We start from the raw sequence: 20,327 nt of genomic DNA, 5'->3' as shown, positions 1-20,327 counted from the left end.
CAAGAAAAACCGGGCTGGACGGCACCGGGGCGCGTTCGCACAAAAACAAAAGTGACTTTCATTTTTATGGAACAGGATCATCCTGTCAACAGGGAATGAAATCGATCGAGATCTCCCGCTCCTGGAATTCCCTTTGTTTTGCCGGGTAAACCTCGATATTGACGAACCGCCAAGATCCGCACAAAAATGAAAGTGACTTTCATTTTATCGGATCGCCATGAAAAACCTCAATTTCCACGCACCCGGCTGGCGCTCGCTGCTGTACGTGCCGGCCCACGTCCCGCGCTTCGTCGACAAGGCCGCGACATGCGGCGCCGACGCGTTGCTGCTCGACCTCGAAGACAGCGTGCCGGCGGACCGCAAGGCGCTTGCGCGCGATGCGCTGGCGGCGGCCGTACCGCGCCTGAAGGCCGCGGGCAGCGACGTGCTGGTCCGGGTCAACGGCTCGCTGCAATGGCTGGCGCTCGACTTGCGTGCGGCGGTTGCCGCCGGAGCCAGCGGCGTCGCGATCCCGAAGGTTCTCGGCGCGTCGCACCTCGAAGCGATCGACGCGCTGCTCGACGAACTGGAGGACGAACACGGCGTCGCGCGCGGCGCGATCCGCGTGATCTCGATGATCGAGACGCCGGGCGCGTTCGAGGCGAGAGCGCGGATCGCCCGCGCGTCGCCTCGCGTCGCAGCGCTGATGCTCGGCGGCGGCGATTTCGCGCTGCACTGCGAAAGCGACGCGAGCGCGGACGTGCTGAACGTGCCCAAGCAGTTGCTCGTCATCGCCGCGCGTGCGGCCGGCGTGCTGCCGCTCGGTCTCGCCGGCACGCCCGACTCGCTCGACGATCTCGATGCATTCGCCCGCATGGCGCAACGCTCGAAGGTAATGGGATTCGCCGGCGCCACCTGCATCCACCCCGCGCAGGTACCGATCCTGAACCGCGCATTCGCGCCGACGGACGACGAGATCCAGGCCGCGCAGACGCTGATCGACGCGTACGAAGCCGCGTGCACGGATGGATTCGGCGCGCTGCGCGTCGGCGGAAAGATGATCGACGCGCCGGCAGTCGAGCGCGCACGGCGTGTGCTCGCGCGGCACCAGGCGCAGTCGGTCCGCGCGCAGGCGGCGCCCCGCTAGCGCCCGATCACGCATGCGACGTGCCGGCGAACGTGCATCGCTGGCTGCCACACGGCGACGCCCGTCACAGCCCCGGCCGGCGCGCCGCGTCTCGCACGCCGGCCGCTCCATCGATTCACATGACTGACACAACAACATCAAAAAACAGGAGACAACAATGAAGAAGAAGCTGTTCGCCTTGTGCGGCCTCGGGGTGGCCTCCGCCACCGCGAGTGCACAGGGCAGCCTGACGCTGTACGGCGTCGCCGACATCTACCTCGAGACCCTCACGCACCAGAACGCCGCCACGCCGGGCGGCTCCGGGTCGCTCGTGCGGATGGGTTCGGGCGGCAAAAGCGGCTCCCGCTGGGGCATCAAGGGCGCCGAAGCGCTCGGCGGCGGCTGGCAGGCCGTGTTCCGGCTGGAAAGCGGGATCAACCTCAACAACGGCACCAATTCCGGCGGTTTCGACCGTTCCGCGTGGGTCGGGCTGCAAAACGACCGATGGGGCACGCTGCGCCTCGGCCGCCAGTACACGACGCTGTTCGACGTGATGGAACACTATTCGCCGACCATCGCGTACTCGACGATCTACGAGCCCGCCGGCGCGATCGTCGGCGTGAACTTTCGCGAGAACAACATGGCGAAATACCGCGTGACCTTCGGGCCGGTCGCGATCCAGGCGCACTACGCGTTCGGCGGCACGCCGGGATCGTTTCGCAGCGGCGCGGCCTCGGGGATCGGCTTCGAATACACGGGGGCGGCGCTGTCGGTGGCCGCCGCCTACGACAACGTCAACGGCACGCAGCCCGCCGACATTACCCATTTCCGGCGTTACGCGGCCTCCGCGATCTACACGGTGGGTGCGGCGCAACTGATCGCGGGCTTCACCCATGCGAACGGCAATGTGACGACGCCGGGCGTGGTCGCCCGCTTCAACTTCTACTGGCTCGGCACGCGCTACCAGGTCTCGCCCGCGCTGCAGGTGATCGGCGCGTTCTACTACGAGGACATCGGCAAGCAGAATCCCGCGGCCGGCCAGCCGGCCCCCGATCCCGAGAACCCGAAGCAGATCACGGTGCAATTCAACTACGCGCTGTCGAAAGCGACCACGCTCTATCTGACCAGCGGCTACGCATGGCGCGCCGCGCTCGATTTCGACAACTACAACTACCGCTTCCTCAACTATTCGCTCGCCAGCAACCGCAGCAGTTCGCTCGGCATCGCCGTCGGCATGCGCAAGCTGTTCTAGCACGCCGCCCGACTTCCGTCCGCACGTTTTCCGACCACTCCTTCCCGATGCTCCAGAACATGAACCGACGCCACTTCCTGTCCACCCTGACCAGCGCCGCCGTCGCGGGTGCGTTGCCGTTGCGTGCGTATGCGCAGACGCTCGCATCGCCCGACACCCTCGCCCATCGGCTCGCAGACTACGCCGCATCGCTCCGTTACGAGGATCTCGACCCGGCCACAGTCGAAACCGTCAAGGCGCATTTCATCGACGCGCTCGGCTGCGCGATCGCCGCCCACGACGAAGCACCGGTGCGCATCGCCCGGCAGGTTGCACTCGCAACGGGCGGCGGCTCGTCGACGCTGCTCGGCACCACGCAACGCACGACGCCCGATCTCGCCGCCTTCGCCAACGGCGCCGCGCTCCGCTACTTCGATCTCAACGATGCGTACGCGGGCAAGGAAACCGGCCACCCGAGCGACAACGTCGCGCCGTGCCTGGCCGTGGCCGAAGCACAGCGCGGCAGCGGCCGCGACCTGATCCTCGCGATCGCACTGGCCTACGAGATCAATTGCCGGTTGATGGACGCGGTCGCGATCAGCCCGCGCGGCTGGGACCACACGTGCTACAGCCTGCCTGCCGTCGCGCTCGCGACCGGCCGGCTGATGGCCCTGACCCGGCCGCAGCTCGTGCAGGCCGTGAATCTTGCGATCAACGGGCACATGGCTCTCAACCAGACGCGCATCCAGGAGCTGTCGAACTGGAAGGCGCTGGCCGATGCGGACGCCGCGCGCAACGCAATCTTCGCGACGCGCCTGGCACGCGAGGGATTGACCGGCCCGTCACCGATCTTCGAGGGCAATGCCGGCTTCTTCCGGCAGATCTCGGGGGCATTCGACATCGACCTGGCGCAGTTCGGCGGGCGCGGCGGGCGTTTCCGCATCAACGACTGCATCGTGAAGTTCTACCCGGCGCAAGGACTCACGCAGACGTCGATTCCGGCGGCGATCGACGTCGCCGCGCAAGTCGGCGACCTCGGGCGGATCCGCAGCATCGAGATCGCGACGACGCGGGTCGGCTACGTCACCGCGGGCAAGGACCGGCAGAAATGGGCGCCCGAGACCAGCGAGACAGCCGATCACAGCCTGCCCTACATCGTCGCGCGCGCCATGCTCGACGGCGACATCACGACCGCCAGCTATAGCCCGGCGGCGTTGCGCGATCCGAAACTGCACGCGCTGATCGAACGGATCACGGTCGTCGAAGCCCCCGAGTTGACGGCGCGCTATCCGCAGTACGCGCCGAACCGCGTGACCGCCGTGACCGACGACGGCCGCAGGTTCATGCGGGAAGTCGACGACCTGCCGGGCTTTCCGCATCACCCGATGACGCGCGCGGATTTCGAAACCAAGTTCACCAAGTGCGTTCGGCCCTACTGGACGCCCGCGCAAACGCGTGACGCGATCGACTGGCTGTGGCATCTCGACGAACAGCCGGACGTATCGGCACTGCCCGCGAAGATGGCGATCCGTGCCTGACCGATGGAGGCCCGGCGGCACGGCCGCCGGATCGACGACGTGCAACCGCCGGCGCAGCGAGCGCGGCGGCTTACTGCGTCTTCTTGCCCGGCACGTCGCCGCCCGCCAGATCGATCGCCTTGTCCGATCCCACCGCATTGCGCAGCTGGAATTTCTGGATCTTGCCGGTCGATGTCTTCGGCAGTTCGCCGAACCGCACGGCCTTCGGCACCTTGAAGCCCGCAAGCAGCGCCTTGCAATGCGCGACGATCTCTTCCTCGGTCGCGCTCGCGCCTTCGCGCAGCTCGACGAACGCACACGGCACCTCGCCCCATTTCGGGTCGGGCATCGCGACGACGGCCGCGACCGCCACCGCCGGATGGCGGTACAGCGCATCCTCGACCTCGATGCTCGAGATGTTCTCGCCGCCCGAGATGATGATGTCCTTCTTGCGATCCTTGATCCGGATATAGCCGTCCGGCATCAGCACCGCGAGATCGCCGGTATGGAACCAGCCGCCGTGGAACGCCTCGTCGGTCGCCTTCGGGTTCTTCAGGTAGCCCTTCATGCAGATGTTGCCGCGGAACATGATCTCGCCGAGCGTCTCGCCGTCGGCCGGCACCGGCGCCATCGTGTCGGGATCGAGCACCGTCGCGCCTGCCTCCAGGTGATAGCGCACGCCCTGGCGCGCATTGAGCCGCGCGCGATCCTCGTCGCTCAGTTCCTCCCAGTGCGACTGCTTCGCGCACACGGTCGCCGGGCCATACACCTCGGTCAGCCCGTACACGTGCAGCAGGTCGAAGCCGATTTCCTTCATCTTCGCGATCACGGCCGGGGCCGGCGCCGCGCCCGCGACCATCGCGTGCACCGTGTGATCGATGCCTTCGCGGAACTCGGCCGGCGCGTTCGCGATCGCGCTCTGCACGATCGGCGCGCCGCAGTAGTGCGTGATGCGTTCGCGGCGGATCAGGTCGAACACCGTCTTCGCGTCGAACTTGCGCAGGCAGACGTTCACGCCCGCGCGCGCCGCGACGGCCCACGGGAAGCACCAGCCGTTGCAATGGAACATCGGCAGCGTCCACAGGTAGACGGCGTGCTTCGGCATGTCCCATTCGAGGAGGTTGCTGATCGCCGCGAGATACGCGCCGCGATGGTGGTAGACGACGCCCTTCGGGTCGCCGGTCGTGCCGGACGTGTAGTTCAGCGCGATCGCGTCCCATTCGTCGGCGGGCGGGGTCCACGCATAGTCGGCGTCGCCGCTTGCGATGAGCGCCTCATAGTCGGTCGCGCCCGCGAAGCGCGCGGGGTCGGCCGGCATCGCGTCGGCGACGCTGACGATCTTCAGGCCCGGCACCTCGAGCGCCGCGCGATGCGCGAATTCCGCGTATTCGGTATCGACGATCAGCACCTTCGCCTCGCCATGGCGCAACATGAACAGCACCGACGACACGTCGAGCCGCGTGTTGATCGTGTTCAGCACCGCGCCGGCCATCGGCACGCCGAAGTGCGCCTCGACCATCGCCGGGATGTTCGGCAGCATCGCCGCCACCGTGTCGCCACGTTCGATACCAAGGCGCGCGAGCGCGCTCGCCAGTTGCTTCGCGCGCGTGTAGGTCTCGCCCCAGGTGCGCCGCACATCGCCGTGCACGATCGCAAGGCGCTCGCCGTAGACTTCGGCCGTCCTGACCAGGAAGTCGATCGGGGTGAGCGGCACGTAATTGGCGTCGCGGCGGCCGAGTCCGGCCTCGAACATCTGCGTCATGATCCTGTCTCCCTTGTCCTGTCGACCGGGGCGCATCCACCCCGGATCGTTTTGATGTGGTTCAATTGCCGACAGCCTAACGGGCGCTATTGTGAGCCGTCTGTCATCGAAACGACAGAGTGCCTTTCAAGCACCGCGCGTTATCCCTATCCTCGCAAACCCGCACCCATGCACGACCCACTCGCCGCACCGCCCGACGCGCCCGCCGACCCGGCCGACGCCCTGCCCGAACATGGCCCGCTGCCGGCGCTGGCCACGCTGTTCGGCCAGTGCGCATGGTTCCGCACGCTCGCGCCCGAGCACCAGGCGCTCGTGCTCGCGCAGTCGCGCGTCGAGCAGTGCGAAGCCGGCGACGTGATCGCGCATCGGCTCGCGCCGTCCGAATACTGGATCGGCGTGCACCGCGGGCTGCTGAAGCTCGCGATCTTCAATGCATCTGGGCGCGGCTGCACGTTCTCCGGTGTGCCGTCGGGCGGCTGGTTCGGCGAAGGCAGCGTGATCAAGCGCGAGCTGCGCAAGTACGAGGTCGTCGCGATCCAGCGCTCGACCGTGCTGTTCGTGCCGGTCGACACGTTCCACGCGCTGCTCGATACGAGCCTGCCGTTCACGCGCTTCGTGATCCACCAGTTGAACAACCGGATGGGCGAATTCATCGCGTCAATCCAGAACAGCCGTCTGCTGGATGTCGACGCACGCGTCGCGCAGGCGCTCGCGCAGCTTTTCAACCCCGACCTGTACCCGGACACCGGCCCGTCGCTGTCGATCTCGCAGGAGGAACTGGGCATGCTCGTCGGCGTATCGCGGCAGCGAATCAACCAGGCGCTGCAGCAGCTCGAGAAGCTCGGCGCGCTGCGGCTCGCGTACAACCAGATCGACGTCGTCGATCTCGGTGCGCTTGCGCGCGTCGGAATCGAGCAGATCTGAGCGCGGGCCGATGAACGGAATCGCCGTCGACGCAGCTCACACGTCCAGCATGGCGGCCGTGTTCCGGTCGTCACGCCGCGCGGCGTTTCCTCTGCTGATTCGGCAATCGGCCGCCGCGCCCCAACCTGACAATTCCGCCAGTTTCGCGACAGTAACCCGTTCCACGCCGACGCCTATCATTCGGGTTCCATTTACCCACGCCTGATCACCGCCTGTCCCGCTGCCTCCATGTGGATCGTCAATCTCGCGCTCAAGCGCCCCTACACGTTCATCGTGATGGCCATCATGATCGTGCTGGCCACCCCGCTTGCGCTGATGCGCACGCCGGTCGACGTGCTGCCCGCGATCAACATTCCCGTGATCAGCGTCATCTGGAATTACAGCGGCTTCTCCGCGACCGAGATGACGAACCGCATCACGTCCGTGCATGAGCGGATCCTGACGACGACCGTCAACAACATCCAGCACGTCGAATCGACATCGCTGCCCGGCATCGCGGTCGTGAAGGTGTTCCTGCAACCGGGCGCGAACGTGCAGACGGCGATCGCGCAGACGGTCTCGTCCGCGCAGGCGATCGTGCGGCAGATGCCGCAAGGCGCGACGCCGCCGCTCGTGATCACCTACTCCGCGTCGAGCATCCCGGTGATCCAGCTCGGGCTGTCGAGCAAGACACTCAGCGAACAGTCGCTCGCCGACATCGCGCTCAACTTCCTGCGTCCGCAGCTGATCACGGTGCCGGGCGTGCAGATCCCGTTCCCGTACGGCGGCCGCACACGCGTGGTCGCGATCGACCTGGACCCGCAGGCGCTGCTCGCGAAGGGGCTCACGCCTGCCGACATCGTCAACGCGGTCAACGCGCAGAACCTCGTGCTGCCGACCGGCACCGCGAAGATGGGCCAGACCGAATACCGGATCGACACGAACGCGTCGGCCGATACCATCGCCGACATCAGCAGCCTGCCGGTCCAGACCGTCAACGGCGCGACGACCTACCTGCGCGAGGTGGCATCGGTGCGCGACGGCTTCGCGCCGCAGACCAACGTCGTGCGCCAGAACGGCCAGCGCGGCGTGCTCATCTCGATCCTGAAAAGCGGCGACGCGTCGACGCTCAAGGTCGTGTCGGACCTGAAGGCACTGCTGCCGAAGGTGATCCCGACGCTGCCCGAGGGGCTCACGATCACGCCGCTGTTCGACCAGTCGGTGTTCGTCAACGCGGCCGTCCAGGGCGTGATCCACGAGGCGCTGATCGCCGCCGTGCTGACCGCGATGATGATCCTGCTGTTCCTCGGCAACTGGCGCAGCACGCTGATCATCGCGATCTCGATCCCGCTGTCGATCTTCACGTCGCTGATCGCGCTGTCCGCGCTCGGCGAGACCATCAACATCATGACGCTGGGCGGGCTCGCGCTCGCGGTCGGGATCCTGGTGGACGATGCGACGGTGACGATCGAGAACATCGAGCGGCACCTGCATCTCGGCACGAACCTGCACGACGCGATCCTCGAAGGTGCCGGCGAGATCGCGGTGCCCGCGTTCGTGTCGACGCTGTGCATCTGTATCGTGTTCGTGCCGATGTTCTTCCTGACGGGCGTCGCGCGCTTCCTGTTCGTGCCGCTCGCGGAAGCCGTCGTGTTCGCGATGCTCGCGTCGTACGTGCTGTCGCGCACGCTGGTGCCGACGCTCGCGATGCTGCTGTTCCGCCCGCAGCAGGCGAGCACCGGCCCCGACCACTCGACGTCGCGCTTCGCGCGCATCCATCACGCGTTCAACGATGCGTTCGAGCGGCTGCGCGCGTGGTACATCGTGCTGCTCAGCATCCTGCTGGTGCGCCGCCGCTTCTACGCGATGTGCTTCCTCGGCTTCTGCGTGCTGTCGACGGGCCTCGTGTTCGTGCTCGGCCGCGACTTCTTCCCGAATGCCGATTCCGGCAACATCCGGCTGCACATGCGTGCGCCGACCGGCTACCGGATCGAGGAAACCGCGCGCCTCGCGGACCAGGTCGAACGCGTGATCCGCGAAACCGTGCCGCCCGACGAGCTCGGCGCGATCGTCGACAACCTCGGCCTGCCGGTGAGCGGCATCAACCTGTCGTACAGCAACGCCGGCACGATCGGCACGCTCGACGGCGAGCTGCTGATCGCGCTGAAGCCCGGCCACCGCGCGACCCAGCACTACATTCACGCGCTGCGCACGGTGCTGCCCGAGCGCTTCCCGGGCGTGGAGTTCTTCTTCCAGCCGTCGGACATCATCACGCAGATCCTCAACTTCGGCCAACCGGCCGCGATCGACCTGCAGGTGCTCGGCAACGATCTCGCGAGTAACATGACTATCGCGAGCAGCCTGATGAAAAAGATCAGGCAAATCCCCGGCGCCGTCGACGTGCACGTGCTGCAACGCAACGACGAGCCGACCCTGCTGGCCGACATGGACCGTACGCGCATGCAGCAGCTCAACCTCTCCGCGCAGAACGTCGCGCAGAACATGCTGATCTCGCTGTCCGGCAGTTCTCAGACCACGCCGTCGTTCTGGATCAACCCGCGCACCGGCGTCCAGTACCCGCTGCAGATCCAGACCCCGCAATACAGCATCTCGTCGGTTGACGACCTGCTCGGCACGCCGATCTCGGCAAGCGGCCGCACCGGCATGCCGCTGCAACTGCTCGGCAACCTCGTGCAGGTGCGCAGCACCGCGAATCCGGCCGTGATCACGCACTACAACATCCGTCCGGCAATCGACGTGTACGTGAGCGTCGAAGGCCGCGATCTCGGCGCGGTTGCCGGCGAGATCGACCGCATCGTGTCCGACGCGCGCGCGACGCTGCCGCGCGGCACCGAGCTGACGATGCGCGGCCAGATCGAGACGATGCGCACGTCGTACATCGGCCTCGGCGCGGGCGTCGCGATGGCGATCGTGCTGGTCTACCTGCTGATCGTCGTCAATTTCCAGTCGTGGCTCGACCCGCTGATCATCATCAGCGCGATGCCGGCCGCGCTCGCCGGCATCGTCTGGATGCTGTTCATCACCGGCACGCACCTGAGCGTGCCCGCGCTGACGGGCGCGATCATGACGGTGGGCGTCGCGACCGCGAACAGTATTCTGGTCGTGTCGTTCGCGCGCCAGCGTCTCGAGGCCGGCGCGCCGCCGCTCACGGCCGCGCTGGAAGCCGGCGCGACACGGATCCGGCCGGTGCTGATGACGGCGCTCGCGATGATCATCGGGATGGTGCCGATGGCGCTCGGTCTCGGCGAAGGCGCCGAGCAGAATGCGCCGCTCGGCCGCGCGGTGATCGGCGGGCTGCTGTTCGCGACCGTGTCGACCTTGCTGTTCGTGCCGCTCGTGTTCGGCGGCGTACATGCGCGGCTGGCCCGCCGGCGTGCGCGCCAGGCCGGACACTGACTTTCGTCCCACTACCCGGTTGATTTGGTTGAATTCATGGAAGAGAAACATCACAGCTCCGTCGGCATCCAGGTAGACGAACGCGGCATGCACCTGCCGACGCGCACGTCGGTGTCGCGACGCGGGAAAATCGTCCTGATCGTGATCGGCGTGCTGCTGGCCGCCGGCGCCGCACGCACGGTCGTCGTCAACGTGCTGAACCGCAACCGACTCGACGCGGTCGCCGAGCAGAACACGCGCCAGTACGTGACCGTCGTGCACCCGGTCGATGCGGCCACCGGCGGCAAGCTGACGCTGCCCGGCACGCTGCGCGGCTTCGTCGAGGCACCGATCTACGCCCGCGCGAGCGGCTACGTGCTGCGCTGGCAGGCCGACATTGGCGCCCACGTGAAGCAGGGGCAACTGCTCGCCGAGCTCGACACGCCCGAGCTGAACCAGGAACTCGCGCAGGCCACCGCGCAGCGCCAGCAGGCGCAGGCGGCCCTCGCGCTCGCGAAGACGTCGTTCGACCGCGCGCAGCAGTTGCGCCAGCGCGATGCCGTCTCGCAGCAGGAACTCGACGACCGGCAAGGCGCGTTCAACCAGGGCACCGCGAACCTCGCCGCGGCCGATGCGAACATGCGCCGCCTCACCGAGCTGAAAGGCTTCCAGCGGATCGTCGCGCCGATCGACGGGATCGTCACGCAGCGCAACGTCGACGTCGGCGATCTCGTCAGCTCCGGCAACGCCGGACGCTCGCTGTTCACGGTCGTGCAGGCCGACCAGCTGCGTCTCTACGTCCAGGTGCCGCAGGCGTACGCGCAGCAGGTGAAGGTCGGCCAGCACGTGAGCGTCGCGCAGGCCGAGCTGCCGGGCCGCACGTTCGACGGGACGATCACGCGCACGTCCGAGGCGATCGACGTCGCGACGCGCTCGCTGCAGATCGAGATCACGCTGCCGAACCCGGACGGGCGGCTGCTGCCGGGCGCCTACGTGCAGGCGACGCTGCCGATGACGCCGGTCGGGCGCCTGCAGGTGCCGGCCAATACGTTGCTGTTCCGCGCCGAAGGCCCGACGGTCGCGACCGTCGACGCGAACGGCCAGGTGCGCCTGAAATCGGTCACGGTGGTGCGCACGATCGGGCAGACGCTCGAAGTCGACGGCCCGCTCACGCCGAACGACCGCCTCGTCACGAACCCGAGCGATGCGCTCGCGAACGGCGACCAGGTAATCGTCTCGGCACCGGCCGCGAAACCGGCCTCCGGCGCCGCGGAGGCGAAGTCGTGATCGCGATGTGCTTCCGCCGGCGGCCCGCCGCCGTCTCCGTGACCGCCGTTGCGCTCGCCGCCGCGCTCGCCGGCTGCACGGTCGGCCCCGATTACACGCGCCCCGACGTCGCCACGCCGGCCGCGTGGCGGCTCGACCCGGCAGATTCATACTGGCATCCGGCCGCGCCGGCCCGCGCGCCGCTCGACCCGGCATGGTGGACCGCGTTCGGCGATCCGCAGCTCGATGCGCTGGAAGCCGAGGCGCTGCGCAACAACCAGAACCTGAAGGCCGTCGCCGCGCGCTACGACCAGGCGAAGGCGACGCTCGCGTCGGTCGCCTCGGCGCAGTATCCGGCCGTCGGCCTGAATGCGAGCGGCCAGCGCTTCAAGATCTCGGCCGACCGGCCGCAGACCAACTACGCGACGCAAAGCACGTCCACCGTACAGAACGACATCCAGGTCGGCGCGGCCGTCAGCTACGAGCTCGACCTGTTCGGCCGCGTGCGGCGCAGCGTCGAATCGGCGCAGGCGACCACCGAGCAGGCCGGCGACGATTTCGCGAACGCGCGCCTGGTGCTGACCGCCGATCTCGCGTCGAGCTATTTCGCGCTGCGCGAATTCGATACCGAGATCGACGTCGTCAAGCGCTCGATCGACTTGCAGCAGAAGGCGCTCGACTACGTGAGCGCGCGCCACGACCTCGGCGCGGTGTCGGGCCTCGACCTGCTGCAGCAGCGCGCGCAGCTCGACGCGACGCGCACGCAGGCGCAGTTGCTGCTCCAGCAGCGCGTGCAGGTCGAAACCGCGATCGCGACGCTGGTCGGCACGCCGGCCCCCGCCTTCTCGATCGCGCCGCGCGTCGTGCCGATCAACGCGCCGGCGCTGCCGACCGGCCTGCCGAGCGACGTGCTGCAACGGCGCCCCGACGTCGCGTCGGCCGAGCGCGCAATGGCCGCCGCGAATGCACAGATCGGTGTGGCGCGCGCCGCGTATTTCCCGCGCATCATGCTGTCGCCCGATATCGGCTGGGACGCGACGCGATTCGCCAGCCTGTTCACCGTGCCGTCGTTGCTGTGGTCGGTCGGCGGGTCGCTCAGCCAGCCGCTGTTCGAAGGCGGCAAGCTGAAGGCCGGCGTCGATTTCGCGCAGGCCGGCTATGTCGCCGCGCAGGCCAGCTACCGGCAGACGGTGCTCACCGCGTTCCAGGAGGTGCAGAATGCGGTCACGGGATTGTCGGTGCTCGCCGACGCCGCGCAGCAGGCCGCCGCGGCCGTGGACGACGCGCGCAAGCTCGTGTCGCTCGCGCAGGATCGCTACGCGGGCGGCCTGACGCCGTTCATCGACGTGCTGACGGCCGAGCAGCAGTTGTTGACGAGCGAGCGCCAGGCCGTGCAGATCCAGGGCCAGCGCGCGGCGCTCGTCGTGTTTCTCGCGAAGGCGCTGGGCGGCGGCTGGGACGGCCATGCCGCGGGCGGCCCTGCGCCGGCCGAGGTCGCCACCGCAGCCCCGGCGCCGGCGCACCCGAGCCCTTAACCGGATTACCCGGACAACGGATTCGAACATGAAAGTCCTGATCGTCGAAGACGAACCGAAAGTCGTTGAATACCTGAAGAGCGGCCTGACCGAGGAAGGCTGGGTCGTCGACACCGCGCTCGACGGCGAGGACGGCGCGTGGAAAGCCGTCGAGTTCGACTACGACGTGGTCGTGCTCGACGTGATGCTGCCGAAGCTGGACGGCTTCGGCGTGCTGCGTGCATTGCGCGCGCAGAAGCAGACGCCCGTCATCATGCTGACCGCGCGCGACCGCGTCGACGATCGCGTGCGCGGGCTGCGCGGCGGCGCCGACGATTACCTGACCAAGCCGTTCTCGTTCCTCGAGCTGATCGAACGGCTGCGCGCGCTGACGCGCCGCGCGCGCGTGCAGGAATCGACGCTGATCTCGATCGGCGACCTGCGCGTCGACCTGATCGGCCGCCGCGCGACCCGCGACGGCACGCGCCTCGACCTGACCGCGCAGGAATTCCAGCTGCTCGGCGTGCTCGCGCGGCGCAGCGGCGAAGTGCTGTCGAAGACGACGATCGCCGAACTCGTGTGGGACGTGAACTTCGACAGCAACGCGAACGTCGTCGAGACGGCAATCAAGCGCCTGCGCGCGAAACTCGACGGCCCGTTCACGGACAAGCTGCTGCACACGATCCGCGGGATGGGCTACGTGCTCGAGGCGCGCGAGGACGGCGACACCGAGAGGCCGACATGAAGCGCTCGATCGTCCTGCGGCTCTCGGCGATGTTCGGCATCGTGTCGCTGCTCGTGTTCACGCTCGTGGGCTGCGGACTGTTCGTGATGATGGAGCGCCAGCTGTTCGCCGAGCTGCGCGCGACGCTCGACACGCGCACCAAGGTCGCCGAGATGATCGTGTCGCATGCGACCACGGCCATGCGCGGGCGTCTCATGCAGGAAAAGCTCGCCGACCTCGAACCGCCCGACGGCTCGACCCGCTACCAGGTCGACAGCACGAATCCGGACTTCCGCTTCGGCAAGCCCGTCGACGGCGTGCCCGTCGGCGCACCGTTCGGCGCGTTCCAGCAATACGCGCTGAACCACAGCACCTACGACGTGATGACGAAGACCGTCACGGTGGCCGGCAACGGCGAGCGGCCGACGCTGAAGCTGATCGTCGCCAGCTCGTGCGAGCGCACGCAGCGGATGCTGCGCCGCTTCGGCTGGACGCTTGCCGGACTGATCGCGATCGCGACGATCATCACGCTGCTGCTGAGCCGCGCGGTGGCCCGCTTCGGGCTCGCGCCGCTCGACCGGCTGTCGCAGGACGCATCGGCGATCAGCCTCACGAACCGCCGCCAGCGGCTGCAGACCGACGCGCTGCCGGCCGAGCTGCGCGACCTCGCCACCTCGTTCAACGGTGCGCTCGACCGCATCCAGCAAACCTACGCGCGGCTCGAGGCCTTCAACGCGGACGTCGCGCACGAGCTGCGCACGCCGATCAGCATCCTGATCGGCCAGACCCAGGTCGCGCTGACCAGCCGCGACCGCACGGTCGAGCGGATGCAGCAGACGCTGCAGTCGAACCTCGAGGAATTCGAGCGGCTGCGCGTGATCATCAACGACATGCTGTTCCTGTCGCGCAGCGACCGTGGCGAACGCGCGACCGACCTCAAGGACGTGTCGCTCGCCGACGAGGTGCGGCGCATGCTCGACTTCCTCGAAATCCCGCTCGACGAGGCGCAACTGCGCGCCGAGTTGCACGGCGATGCGCGCGCGGCCGTCGATCCGTCGCTGTTCCGCCGCGCGATGACGAATCTGCTGATCAACGCGATCCAGCATTCGGCGCCCGGCGCGACGGTCAGCGTGACGATCGTGCGCCGCGACACGCTCGTCGAAATGTCGGTCGCGAACCCCGGCGAGCCGATCGACCCGGCCCGGCGCTCGCACGTGTTCGAGCGCTTCTACCGGCTCGAGGAAGCCCGCGCGAACAGCAAGGAGAACCACGGGCTCGGGCTGTCGATCGTCAAGGCCGTCGCCGAGATGCACGGCGGCAGCGTATTCGTCGCATGTTCGGGCGGCATCAATACGTTCGGTTTCTCGGTCTCGACGCAACCCTGCGCCGGCGGCCCGCTGCCCGCGGCCGACAGGCGCGAGACCCGGCCGGCGCACGCGCCGCGCGCGTTGCACTGACGGCCGCCGCGCGGCCGCCCGCCGAGGGCAGTTTTCTTCAATACGGGCCGGCGCGGCTCCCGTAGTCTCGATGCGACTTTCGATCTTTCGCATGGAGACATCCAATGAGCATGCTGGTTTCGATGGCCGCGTTCGCGCTCGCCTCGTCGATCCCCCCCGGTCCCGTCAACATCGTCGCGCTCAGTGCGGGCGCGCGCCACGGCCTCGGCGCGAGCCTGCGCTATGCGGCCGGCGCGACGCTCGGCTTCGTCGCGCTGTTCCTGCTGATCGGCCTCGGGCTGCACGCGGCGCTCGCGCGCTGGCCGGTGCTGACGACCGTCACGCAGTGGTCGGGGATTGCGTTCCTGCTGTACATGGCGCTGCGGCTCGCGCTCGATGACGGCCGGCTGTCGGCCGACCCGGACGTGGCCGGCCCGTCGGCGGCGGCCGGCGCGGCGATGCAGTGGCTGAACCCGAAGGCGTGGCTCGCATGCGTCGCCGCGATGGGCGCGTATGCGGCCGATGGCGACCGCGCGCAGGTCTGGCAGTTCGCCGCGCTGTACCTGGTGATCTGTTTCGCGTCGATCGCGTGCTGGTCGTATGCAGGCGCGTCGCTGCGGCACCGGCTGGCGAACGCGCGGCACATGCGCGTGTTCAACCGGCTGATGGCGCTGCTGCTCGCGGGCAGCGCACTCTTCCTGCTCGACGTGTAGCGCTGGCCGTTCAGCTCGTCGCGCTGCGGTACTGGCCGGGCGTCGCCGCCGCGATCCGCCGGAACGCGCGCTGGAAATGCGCCTGGTCGGCAAAGCCCGCGTCGAGCGCGACGTCGGCGATCGGCCGGCCGCGGCGCAGCTCGGTGCGGCCGTACTGCACGCGGCGGTCGATCAGGAACGCGTGCGGCGTCATCCCGTAGCGTGCGTTGAATGCGCGGATCAGGTACGACGGCGACAGATCGGCCGCCGCGCAGATCGCATCGAGCGAGACACCTTCACGGCAATGCGCGGCGATGTAGTCGGCCGCGCGCGCGAGCCTGGCGTTGTCGTCCCCGGCGCGCGGGCCGGGCAGCTCGCGATCGAGCGCGCCGTGCAGCGCCGTGAAGAACTCGACCGCCGCGCTCTCCTTGCCGAGCGGATCGATGCCGGGCGCGACGAGCGTGCGGTAGAAACCGCCAAATTGCGCGAACAGGTCGTGGCGCTCCGTCAACTTCGGCGAAAAGCCGTGAAAATCGCTGTTCGGATCGCGACCCAGCGAATGCTGAAGGCGCGCGAGCCACGGCACGTCGACATAGACCATCCGGTACGCCCATGCGTCGGGGCCGTACGGATTGCACGCATGCACCTGCTCCGGATCGATGATCACCAGCACGCCGCGCCCGACGTGCTCGTTCGTCGCGCCGTTCACGTAGGTGCTCGTGCCGCCGACGATCGCGCCCACCGAAAACGTGTCGTGCGTGTGCTTCGCGTAGCAGATCGCGCGGCCGTCGTCGACGGTGCGCGCCTCGATGAACGGCAGCGCGGCATCCCGCCAGAACGGCGACGGTGCGACGGATCGGTTGGTGGTACGGCTCACGCGGCGGGCTCCCGGTTCGGACGGCGAACGCTCACCGTACAAGACTGTGCGGCGCCGCGCAACCGGATCGCCGGACCGCGGCTTCGACGCCGGATCGCGCCGTTTCGCCTAAGCTTTGAATTCCGTCCGCCGCGACACCTGCGGCGGATCCCGTTCATTCCTCTCCCGTCACGCACATGCATATCGATCTGAAAGGCAAGACCGCGGTCGTCACCGCCTCCACCGCCGGTATCGGGCTCGCGATCGCCGAAGGGCTCGCGCGCGCCGGCGCGCGCGTCGTCGTCAACGGCCGCAGCGATGCGTCGGTGCAGTCCGCGCTCACGCACCTGCGCGCCGCCGTCCCCGATGCGGGCTTCGACGGCATCGCGGCCGACCTGTCCGATGCGGCCGGCGTCGCGCGCATCACGCAGCACACGCCCGCGGCCGACATCCTCGTCAACAACGCGGGCATCTACGGCCTGAAGGCGTTCTTCGACATCGACGATGCCGAATGGGAGCACTATTTCCAGACCAACGTGATGTCCGGCGTGCGCCTCGCGCGGCATTACCTGAAGGGGATGATCGAACGCAATGCCGGGCGCATCGTGTTCATTTCGTCGGAATCCGGCCTGAACATCCCGGTCGACATGATTCACTACGGCTTCACGAAAACCGCGCAGCTGTCGATCGCACGCGGCCTCGCGAAGCTCGCGGCCGGCACCCACGTGACCGTCAACTCGGTGCTGCCGGGGCCGACGATGTCGGACGGCGTGCGGGCGCTGCTGAAGGAAACGGCCGACGAAACCGGCCGCAGCGTCGAAGACGTGGCCGTGGATTTCGTGCGCAACCATCGCTCGAGCTCGATCATCCAGCGGCCGGCGACGCCCGAGGAAGTCGCGAACCTGGTCGTCTACGTGTGCTCGCCGCTCGCTTCGGCGACGACGGGCGCCGCGTTGCGGGTGGACGGCGGCGTGGTCGACACGATCGCTTGACCACGGGCGGGCATGGCCGCCGCGCTAGCGCGACGCGGCCTTGCTCGTCTGGAGCGTGCCCTTGCGGTCGGCGTTCATGCAGGAATCGAAGCCGCGTTGCGTGACGACGCCGGCCTTGTCGAACACGACGAAGTACTCGCGGTGATCGTTGCCGTGCTCGATGAAGTAGTTGTAGCAGACGCCGCTGCCGTTGCGGACCATCCATACGCTGCGCGGATTGCCGGCAGCGCGGACGACATCGGCGCGCGTCGCGCCATGCCGCGACGCGGCCCGCGCAAGCGGCGTGCGCGAATACGAGAACGGCAGCCACGGGTCGAACCACGCGCAACCGTGCAACATCAGGCAGCCGGCGGCCAGGGACAGCGTCGCTGCGGGACGGGACATCGTAATCAATCGCATGCTTGGTGAAATCTGCTGCGCCCTGCCGGCGCGATCGAAAGCCCCATGCTACTCGACCTTTGGGTCCGGATCGAAAAGAAATGTAGAGATCTTTATCCGAATCCTTGCATTGCAGGCTTCGCCACCAGCCGGATCGCCGCCCGTCGCGGCGGCCGATACACGCTTGCACGCGCCTCGGCACCGCCGCGTCATGCCGCAACCTCGGCAGCACGCATCGTCATGCAATCCATTCGGCCCACAGCATCGTCAGCACCGTCATCAGCGCGGGGCCGACGAACAACCCGATCAGGCCGAACGTCTCGGCGCCGCCGAGGATGCCGAACAGCACGAGCAGGAACGGCAGCCGTGCGGAGCTGCCGATCAATACCGGCCGCACGAAGTGTTCGGCGATGAACACGACGACGAAACCGAGCACGGCCACCACGACGGCCCACATGGTCGCACCCTGCACGAACAGCCAGAGTGCCGCGCCGCAGAACACGACGGGCGCGCAGAACGGCAGCATCGCGGCGATCGCCGTGACGAGGCCGAGCAGCGCCGCATGCGGGACGCCGGCCAGCGCATACGCGATGCCGAGCAACGCGCCCTCGCCGAGCCCGACGACGACGAGCCCCGTCACCGTGCCGAACACGGCCGCGACCATCCGCTCGATCAGCTCCGCGCCGCTGCGCCCGAACGCGCGCCGCGCGCCCTGCAGCAACGCCCCCGACAGCTTGTGGCCGGCGCGCAGGATCACGAACAGCGTGACGAGCATGAAGCCGAATTCCAGCAGCGCGTGCGCGAGCTTCGTGCCGAACTGCCGGCCGAACGCGAGGAATTTCTCGCTGTTGACGCCGTGCATCGCGCTGGCCGCATGCAGCGGATGGCCGAGGTTGGCCTGCCACCATTCGGTGACCTGCGCCGCGCCGTAAGGCAGCCGGCCGACCACGTCCGGCACCGGGATGCCGTTGTCCTGGATCGTGCGCAGCCACTCGCGCAGGTCATGCGCCTGCCCGATCGCCTGGGTTGCGGCGACGGCCACCGGCAGCACGACCAGCAACGAGATCGCCGCGGTGATGACGAGCGCGATGAGCGTCGGGCGATTGCGGAACAGCCGGTGCGATTCGAAGCGTTTCAGCATCGGCCACATCGCAATGGCGATCACGCAGGCCCACGCGATGGCGGGAAGAAAATCGCGGATCACCCACAGCGCGATCACCAGCAACGCCGCATACAGCACGGCGCGGGAAACCTGCTGCGTGCGCGGCCGTGCGGCAGGATCGGGAGACGACGGGACATGTGCGCCCATGGCACCTCTGTCGAAATAGAAAAATGGCGGTTCGCGCAGGCAACCGGCCTGCGCGAACCGCCATTCTATCCATCGGCGCCGGATCGGCGGCGCATGTCATGCGCGCGCCGCCCGGGCGCCCCGCCCGCTCAGGCCACCTTGTCGGCGGTCCGGTAACGCTCGAGCCAGTGTGCGTACGGCGCGGGCAGCGTCCACGACGGACGCTCGACGCCGAGCTGCTTGGCCGCGTAGTACGGCCAGTGCGGGTCGGCCAGATGCGCGCGGCCGACCATCACGAGATCGAGCTGCTCTTCCGCCACCACGCGGTTCGCCAGTTGCGGCGTGTCGATCCCCCACGCGGACGACACCGGCAGCCCGGCCTCGCGGCGCACGCGCTCGGCGATCGGCGCGAGGAACGCCGGGCCCCACGGAATCTGCGCGTCTGGCGTCGAGAAACCGACCGACACGCTCAGCATGTCGAGCCCTTCCTGCTTCAGCCGCTGCGTGAGCGCGATCGACTCGGCGAGCGTCTCTTCGTCGCGGCCGTCGTATTCGATCACGCCGAAGCGCGCGGTCAGCGGCAGATGCTCGGGCCATACCTTGCGGACAGCCGCCAGCGTCTCGACGAGGAAGCGGCCGCGGTTCTCGGCCGAACCGCCGTATTCGTCGTCGCGCTGGTTCGCATGCACCGAGAAGAAGCTCTGGCCGAGATAGCCGTGCGCGAAGTGCAGCTCGAGCCATTCGAAGCCCAGGTCACGCGCACGCTTCGCCGACGCAACGAAGTCGGCCTGCACGCGCGCGATGTCGTCGCGCGTCATCGCGCGCGGCGTCTTCGGCAGATGCGCGCCGAACGGGACGGCCGACGGCGCGATGGTCTGCCAGCCGCGCGGATCGCCGTCGGCGATATGGTCGTCGCCTTCCCATGGACGGTTCGCGCTCGCCTTGCGGCCCGCGTGCGCGATCTGGATGCCGGGCACCGCGCCGGCCGCCTTGATCGCCGCGACCGACGGCGCGAACGCTTCGGCCTGCGCATCGTTCCACAACCCCGCGCAGCCCGGCGTGATGCGCCCTTCCGGCGACACGGCCGTCGCCTCGGCGATCACGAGGCCCGCGCCGCCACGCGCGATGCCGGCCAGATGCACGTGATGCCAGTCGTTGACGACGCCATCCTCGGCGACGTACTGGCACATCGGCGGCACCGCGATGCGGTTGCGCAGCGTGACATCCTTGAGTTTGAACGGTTCGAACAGGGCAGACATCCACGACT

The 20,327-nt window shown here is 68.3% G+C and carries 16 protein-coding genes; 11 read left to right on the top strand and 5 right to left on the bottom strand.

Translation table 11 applies throughout. The features are described from left to right. Nucleotides 1-217 precede the first annotated feature (217 nt). The 3 genes from BDI24065_RS05430 (at nucleotide 218) to BDI24065_RS05420 (ending at nucleotide 3,874) form a co-directional block, all read left to right on the top strand. Nucleotides 218-1,126 (top strand): HpcH/HpaI aldolase/citrate lyase family protein, encoded by a 909-nt coding sequence (locus tag BDI24065_RS05430; protein WP_175030344.1) that lies wholly within the window; start codon nucleotides 218-220, stop codon nucleotides 1,124-1,126. Nucleotides 1,127-1,283: 157 nt separating this feature from the next. Further along, entirely contained in the window at nucleotides 1,284-2,357 is a 1,074-nt protein-coding gene (locus BDI24065_RS05425; RefSeq protein ID WP_175030343.1) for a porin, read from the top strand. A 59-nt stretch (nucleotides 2,358-2,416) separates the two neighbouring features. Next, nucleotides 2,417-3,874, top strand: coding sequence for an MmgE/PrpD family protein (locus tag BDI24065_RS05420; RefSeq protein WP_175030342.1), 1,458 nt, complete (start codon nucleotides 2,417-2,419; stop codon nucleotides 3,872-3,874). A 70-nt stretch (nucleotides 3,875-3,944) separates the two neighbouring features. On the opposite strand, the gene BDI24065_RS05415 is transcribed toward BDI24065_RS05420, so the two are convergent. Next, nucleotides 3,945-5,615, bottom strand: a complete 1,671-nt coding sequence (locus tag BDI24065_RS05415) for an acyl-CoA synthetase (protein WP_175030341.1) — start codon at nucleotides 5,613-5,615, stop codon at nucleotides 3,945-3,947. 168 nt (nucleotides 5,616-5,783) lie between these two features. On the opposite strand from BDI24065_RS05415, the gene BDI24065_RS05410 reads away from it, so the two are divergent. The 7 genes from BDI24065_RS05410 (at nucleotide 5,784) to BDI24065_RS05380 (ending at nucleotide 15,567) form a co-directional block, all read left to right on the top strand. Beyond that, a complete protein-coding gene (locus tag BDI24065_RS05410) occupies nucleotides 5,784-6,539 on the top strand; it encodes a Crp/Fnr family transcriptional regulator (protein WP_175030340.1) in 756 nt (251 codons plus the stop codon). Between the two features lie 228 nt (nucleotides 6,540-6,767). Beyond that, the gene (locus BDI24065_RS05405; RefSeq protein ID WP_175030339.1) at nucleotides 6,768-9,935 is read left to right on the top strand and encodes an efflux RND transporter permease subunit; all 3,168 of its coding nucleotides are present in this window, start codon (nucleotides 6,768-6,770) and stop codon (nucleotides 9,933-9,935) included. 36 nt (nucleotides 9,936-9,971) lie between these two features. Beyond that, nucleotides 9,972-11,201, top strand: coding sequence for an efflux RND transporter periplasmic adaptor subunit (locus BDI24065_RS05400; RefSeq protein WP_175030338.1), 1,230 nt, complete (start codon nucleotides 9,972-9,974; stop codon nucleotides 11,199-11,201). 5 nt (nucleotides 11,202-11,206) lie between these two features. After that, nucleotides 11,207-12,715 (top strand): efflux transporter outer membrane subunit, encoded by a 1,509-nt coding sequence (locus BDI24065_RS05395; RefSeq protein WP_175030484.1) that lies wholly within the window; start codon nucleotides 11,207-11,209, stop codon nucleotides 12,713-12,715. A 28-nt stretch (nucleotides 12,716-12,743) separates the two neighbouring features. After that, nucleotides 12,744-13,439 carry a heavy metal response regulator transcription factor gene (locus BDI24065_RS05390; protein ID WP_175030337.1) on the top strand — a complete coding sequence of 232 codons (696 nt, stop codon included), beginning with the start codon at nucleotides 12,744-12,746 and terminating at the stop codon, nucleotides 13,437-13,439. Further along, entirely contained in the window at nucleotides 13,436-14,875 is a 1,440-nt protein-coding gene (locus BDI24065_RS05385; RefSeq protein ID WP_175030336.1) for a heavy metal sensor histidine kinase, read from the top strand. The genes BDI24065_RS05390 and BDI24065_RS05385 overlap by 4 nt, the downstream gene beginning before the upstream one ends. A 104-nt stretch (nucleotides 14,876-14,979) precedes the next feature. Beyond that, nucleotides 14,980-15,567: a LysE family translocator gene (locus BDI24065_RS05380; protein ID WP_175030335.1), complete on the top strand. Its 588-nt coding sequence runs from the start codon at nucleotides 14,980-14,982 to the stop codon at nucleotides 15,565-15,567. A gap of 10 nt (nucleotides 15,568-15,577) precedes the next feature. On the opposite strand, the gene BDI24065_RS05375 is transcribed toward BDI24065_RS05380, so the two are convergent. Further along, entirely contained in the window at nucleotides 15,578-16,423 is an 846-nt protein-coding gene (locus BDI24065_RS05375) for an AraC family transcriptional regulator (RefSeq protein ID WP_175030334.1), read from the bottom strand. 176 nt (nucleotides 16,424-16,599) lie between these two features. Between BDI24065_RS05375 and BDI24065_RS05370 the strand changes: the two genes are divergently transcribed. Continuing rightward, the gene (locus BDI24065_RS05370) at nucleotides 16,600-17,394 is read left to right on the top strand and encodes an SDR family NAD(P)-dependent oxidoreductase (RefSeq protein WP_175030333.1); all 795 of its coding nucleotides are present in this window, start codon (nucleotides 16,600-16,602) and stop codon (nucleotides 17,392-17,394) included. Nucleotides 17,395-17,418: 24 nt separating this feature from the next. Here the strand turns inward: BDI24065_RS05370 and BDI24065_RS05365 are convergent, their stop codons facing one another. The 3 genes from BDI24065_RS05365 to BDI24065_RS05355 form a co-directional block, all read right to left on the bottom strand. Further along, complete coding sequence (locus BDI24065_RS05365) at nucleotides 17,419-17,793, bottom strand: hypothetical protein (RefSeq protein ID WP_175030332.1); 375 nt, start codon at nucleotides 17,791-17,793, stop codon at nucleotides 17,419-17,421. Nucleotides 17,794-18,010: 217 nt separating this feature from the next. Further along, nucleotides 18,011-19,081 (bottom strand): AI-2E family transporter, encoded by a 1,071-nt coding sequence (locus BDI24065_RS05360; RefSeq protein WP_175030331.1) that lies wholly within the window; start codon nucleotides 19,079-19,081, stop codon nucleotides 18,011-18,013. Between the two features lie 128 nt (nucleotides 19,082-19,209). Continuing rightward, nucleotides 19,210-20,319 carry an NADH:flavin oxidoreductase/NADH oxidase gene (locus BDI24065_RS05355; protein ID WP_011355338.1) on the bottom strand — a complete coding sequence of 370 codons (1,110 nt, stop codon included), beginning with the start codon at nucleotides 20,317-20,319 and terminating at the stop codon, nucleotides 19,210-19,212. Nucleotides 20,320-20,327: the final 8 nt, after the last annotated feature.

This window comes from Burkholderia lata (assembly GCF_902499025.1).
Classification (GTDB): Bacteria; Pseudomonadota; Gammaproteobacteria; order Burkholderiales; family Burkholderiaceae; genus Burkholderia; species Burkholderia lata_C.
The sequence above is the reverse complement of the archived record's forward strand: the minus strand, read 5'-3'. Positions and strand labels throughout refer to the sequence as shown.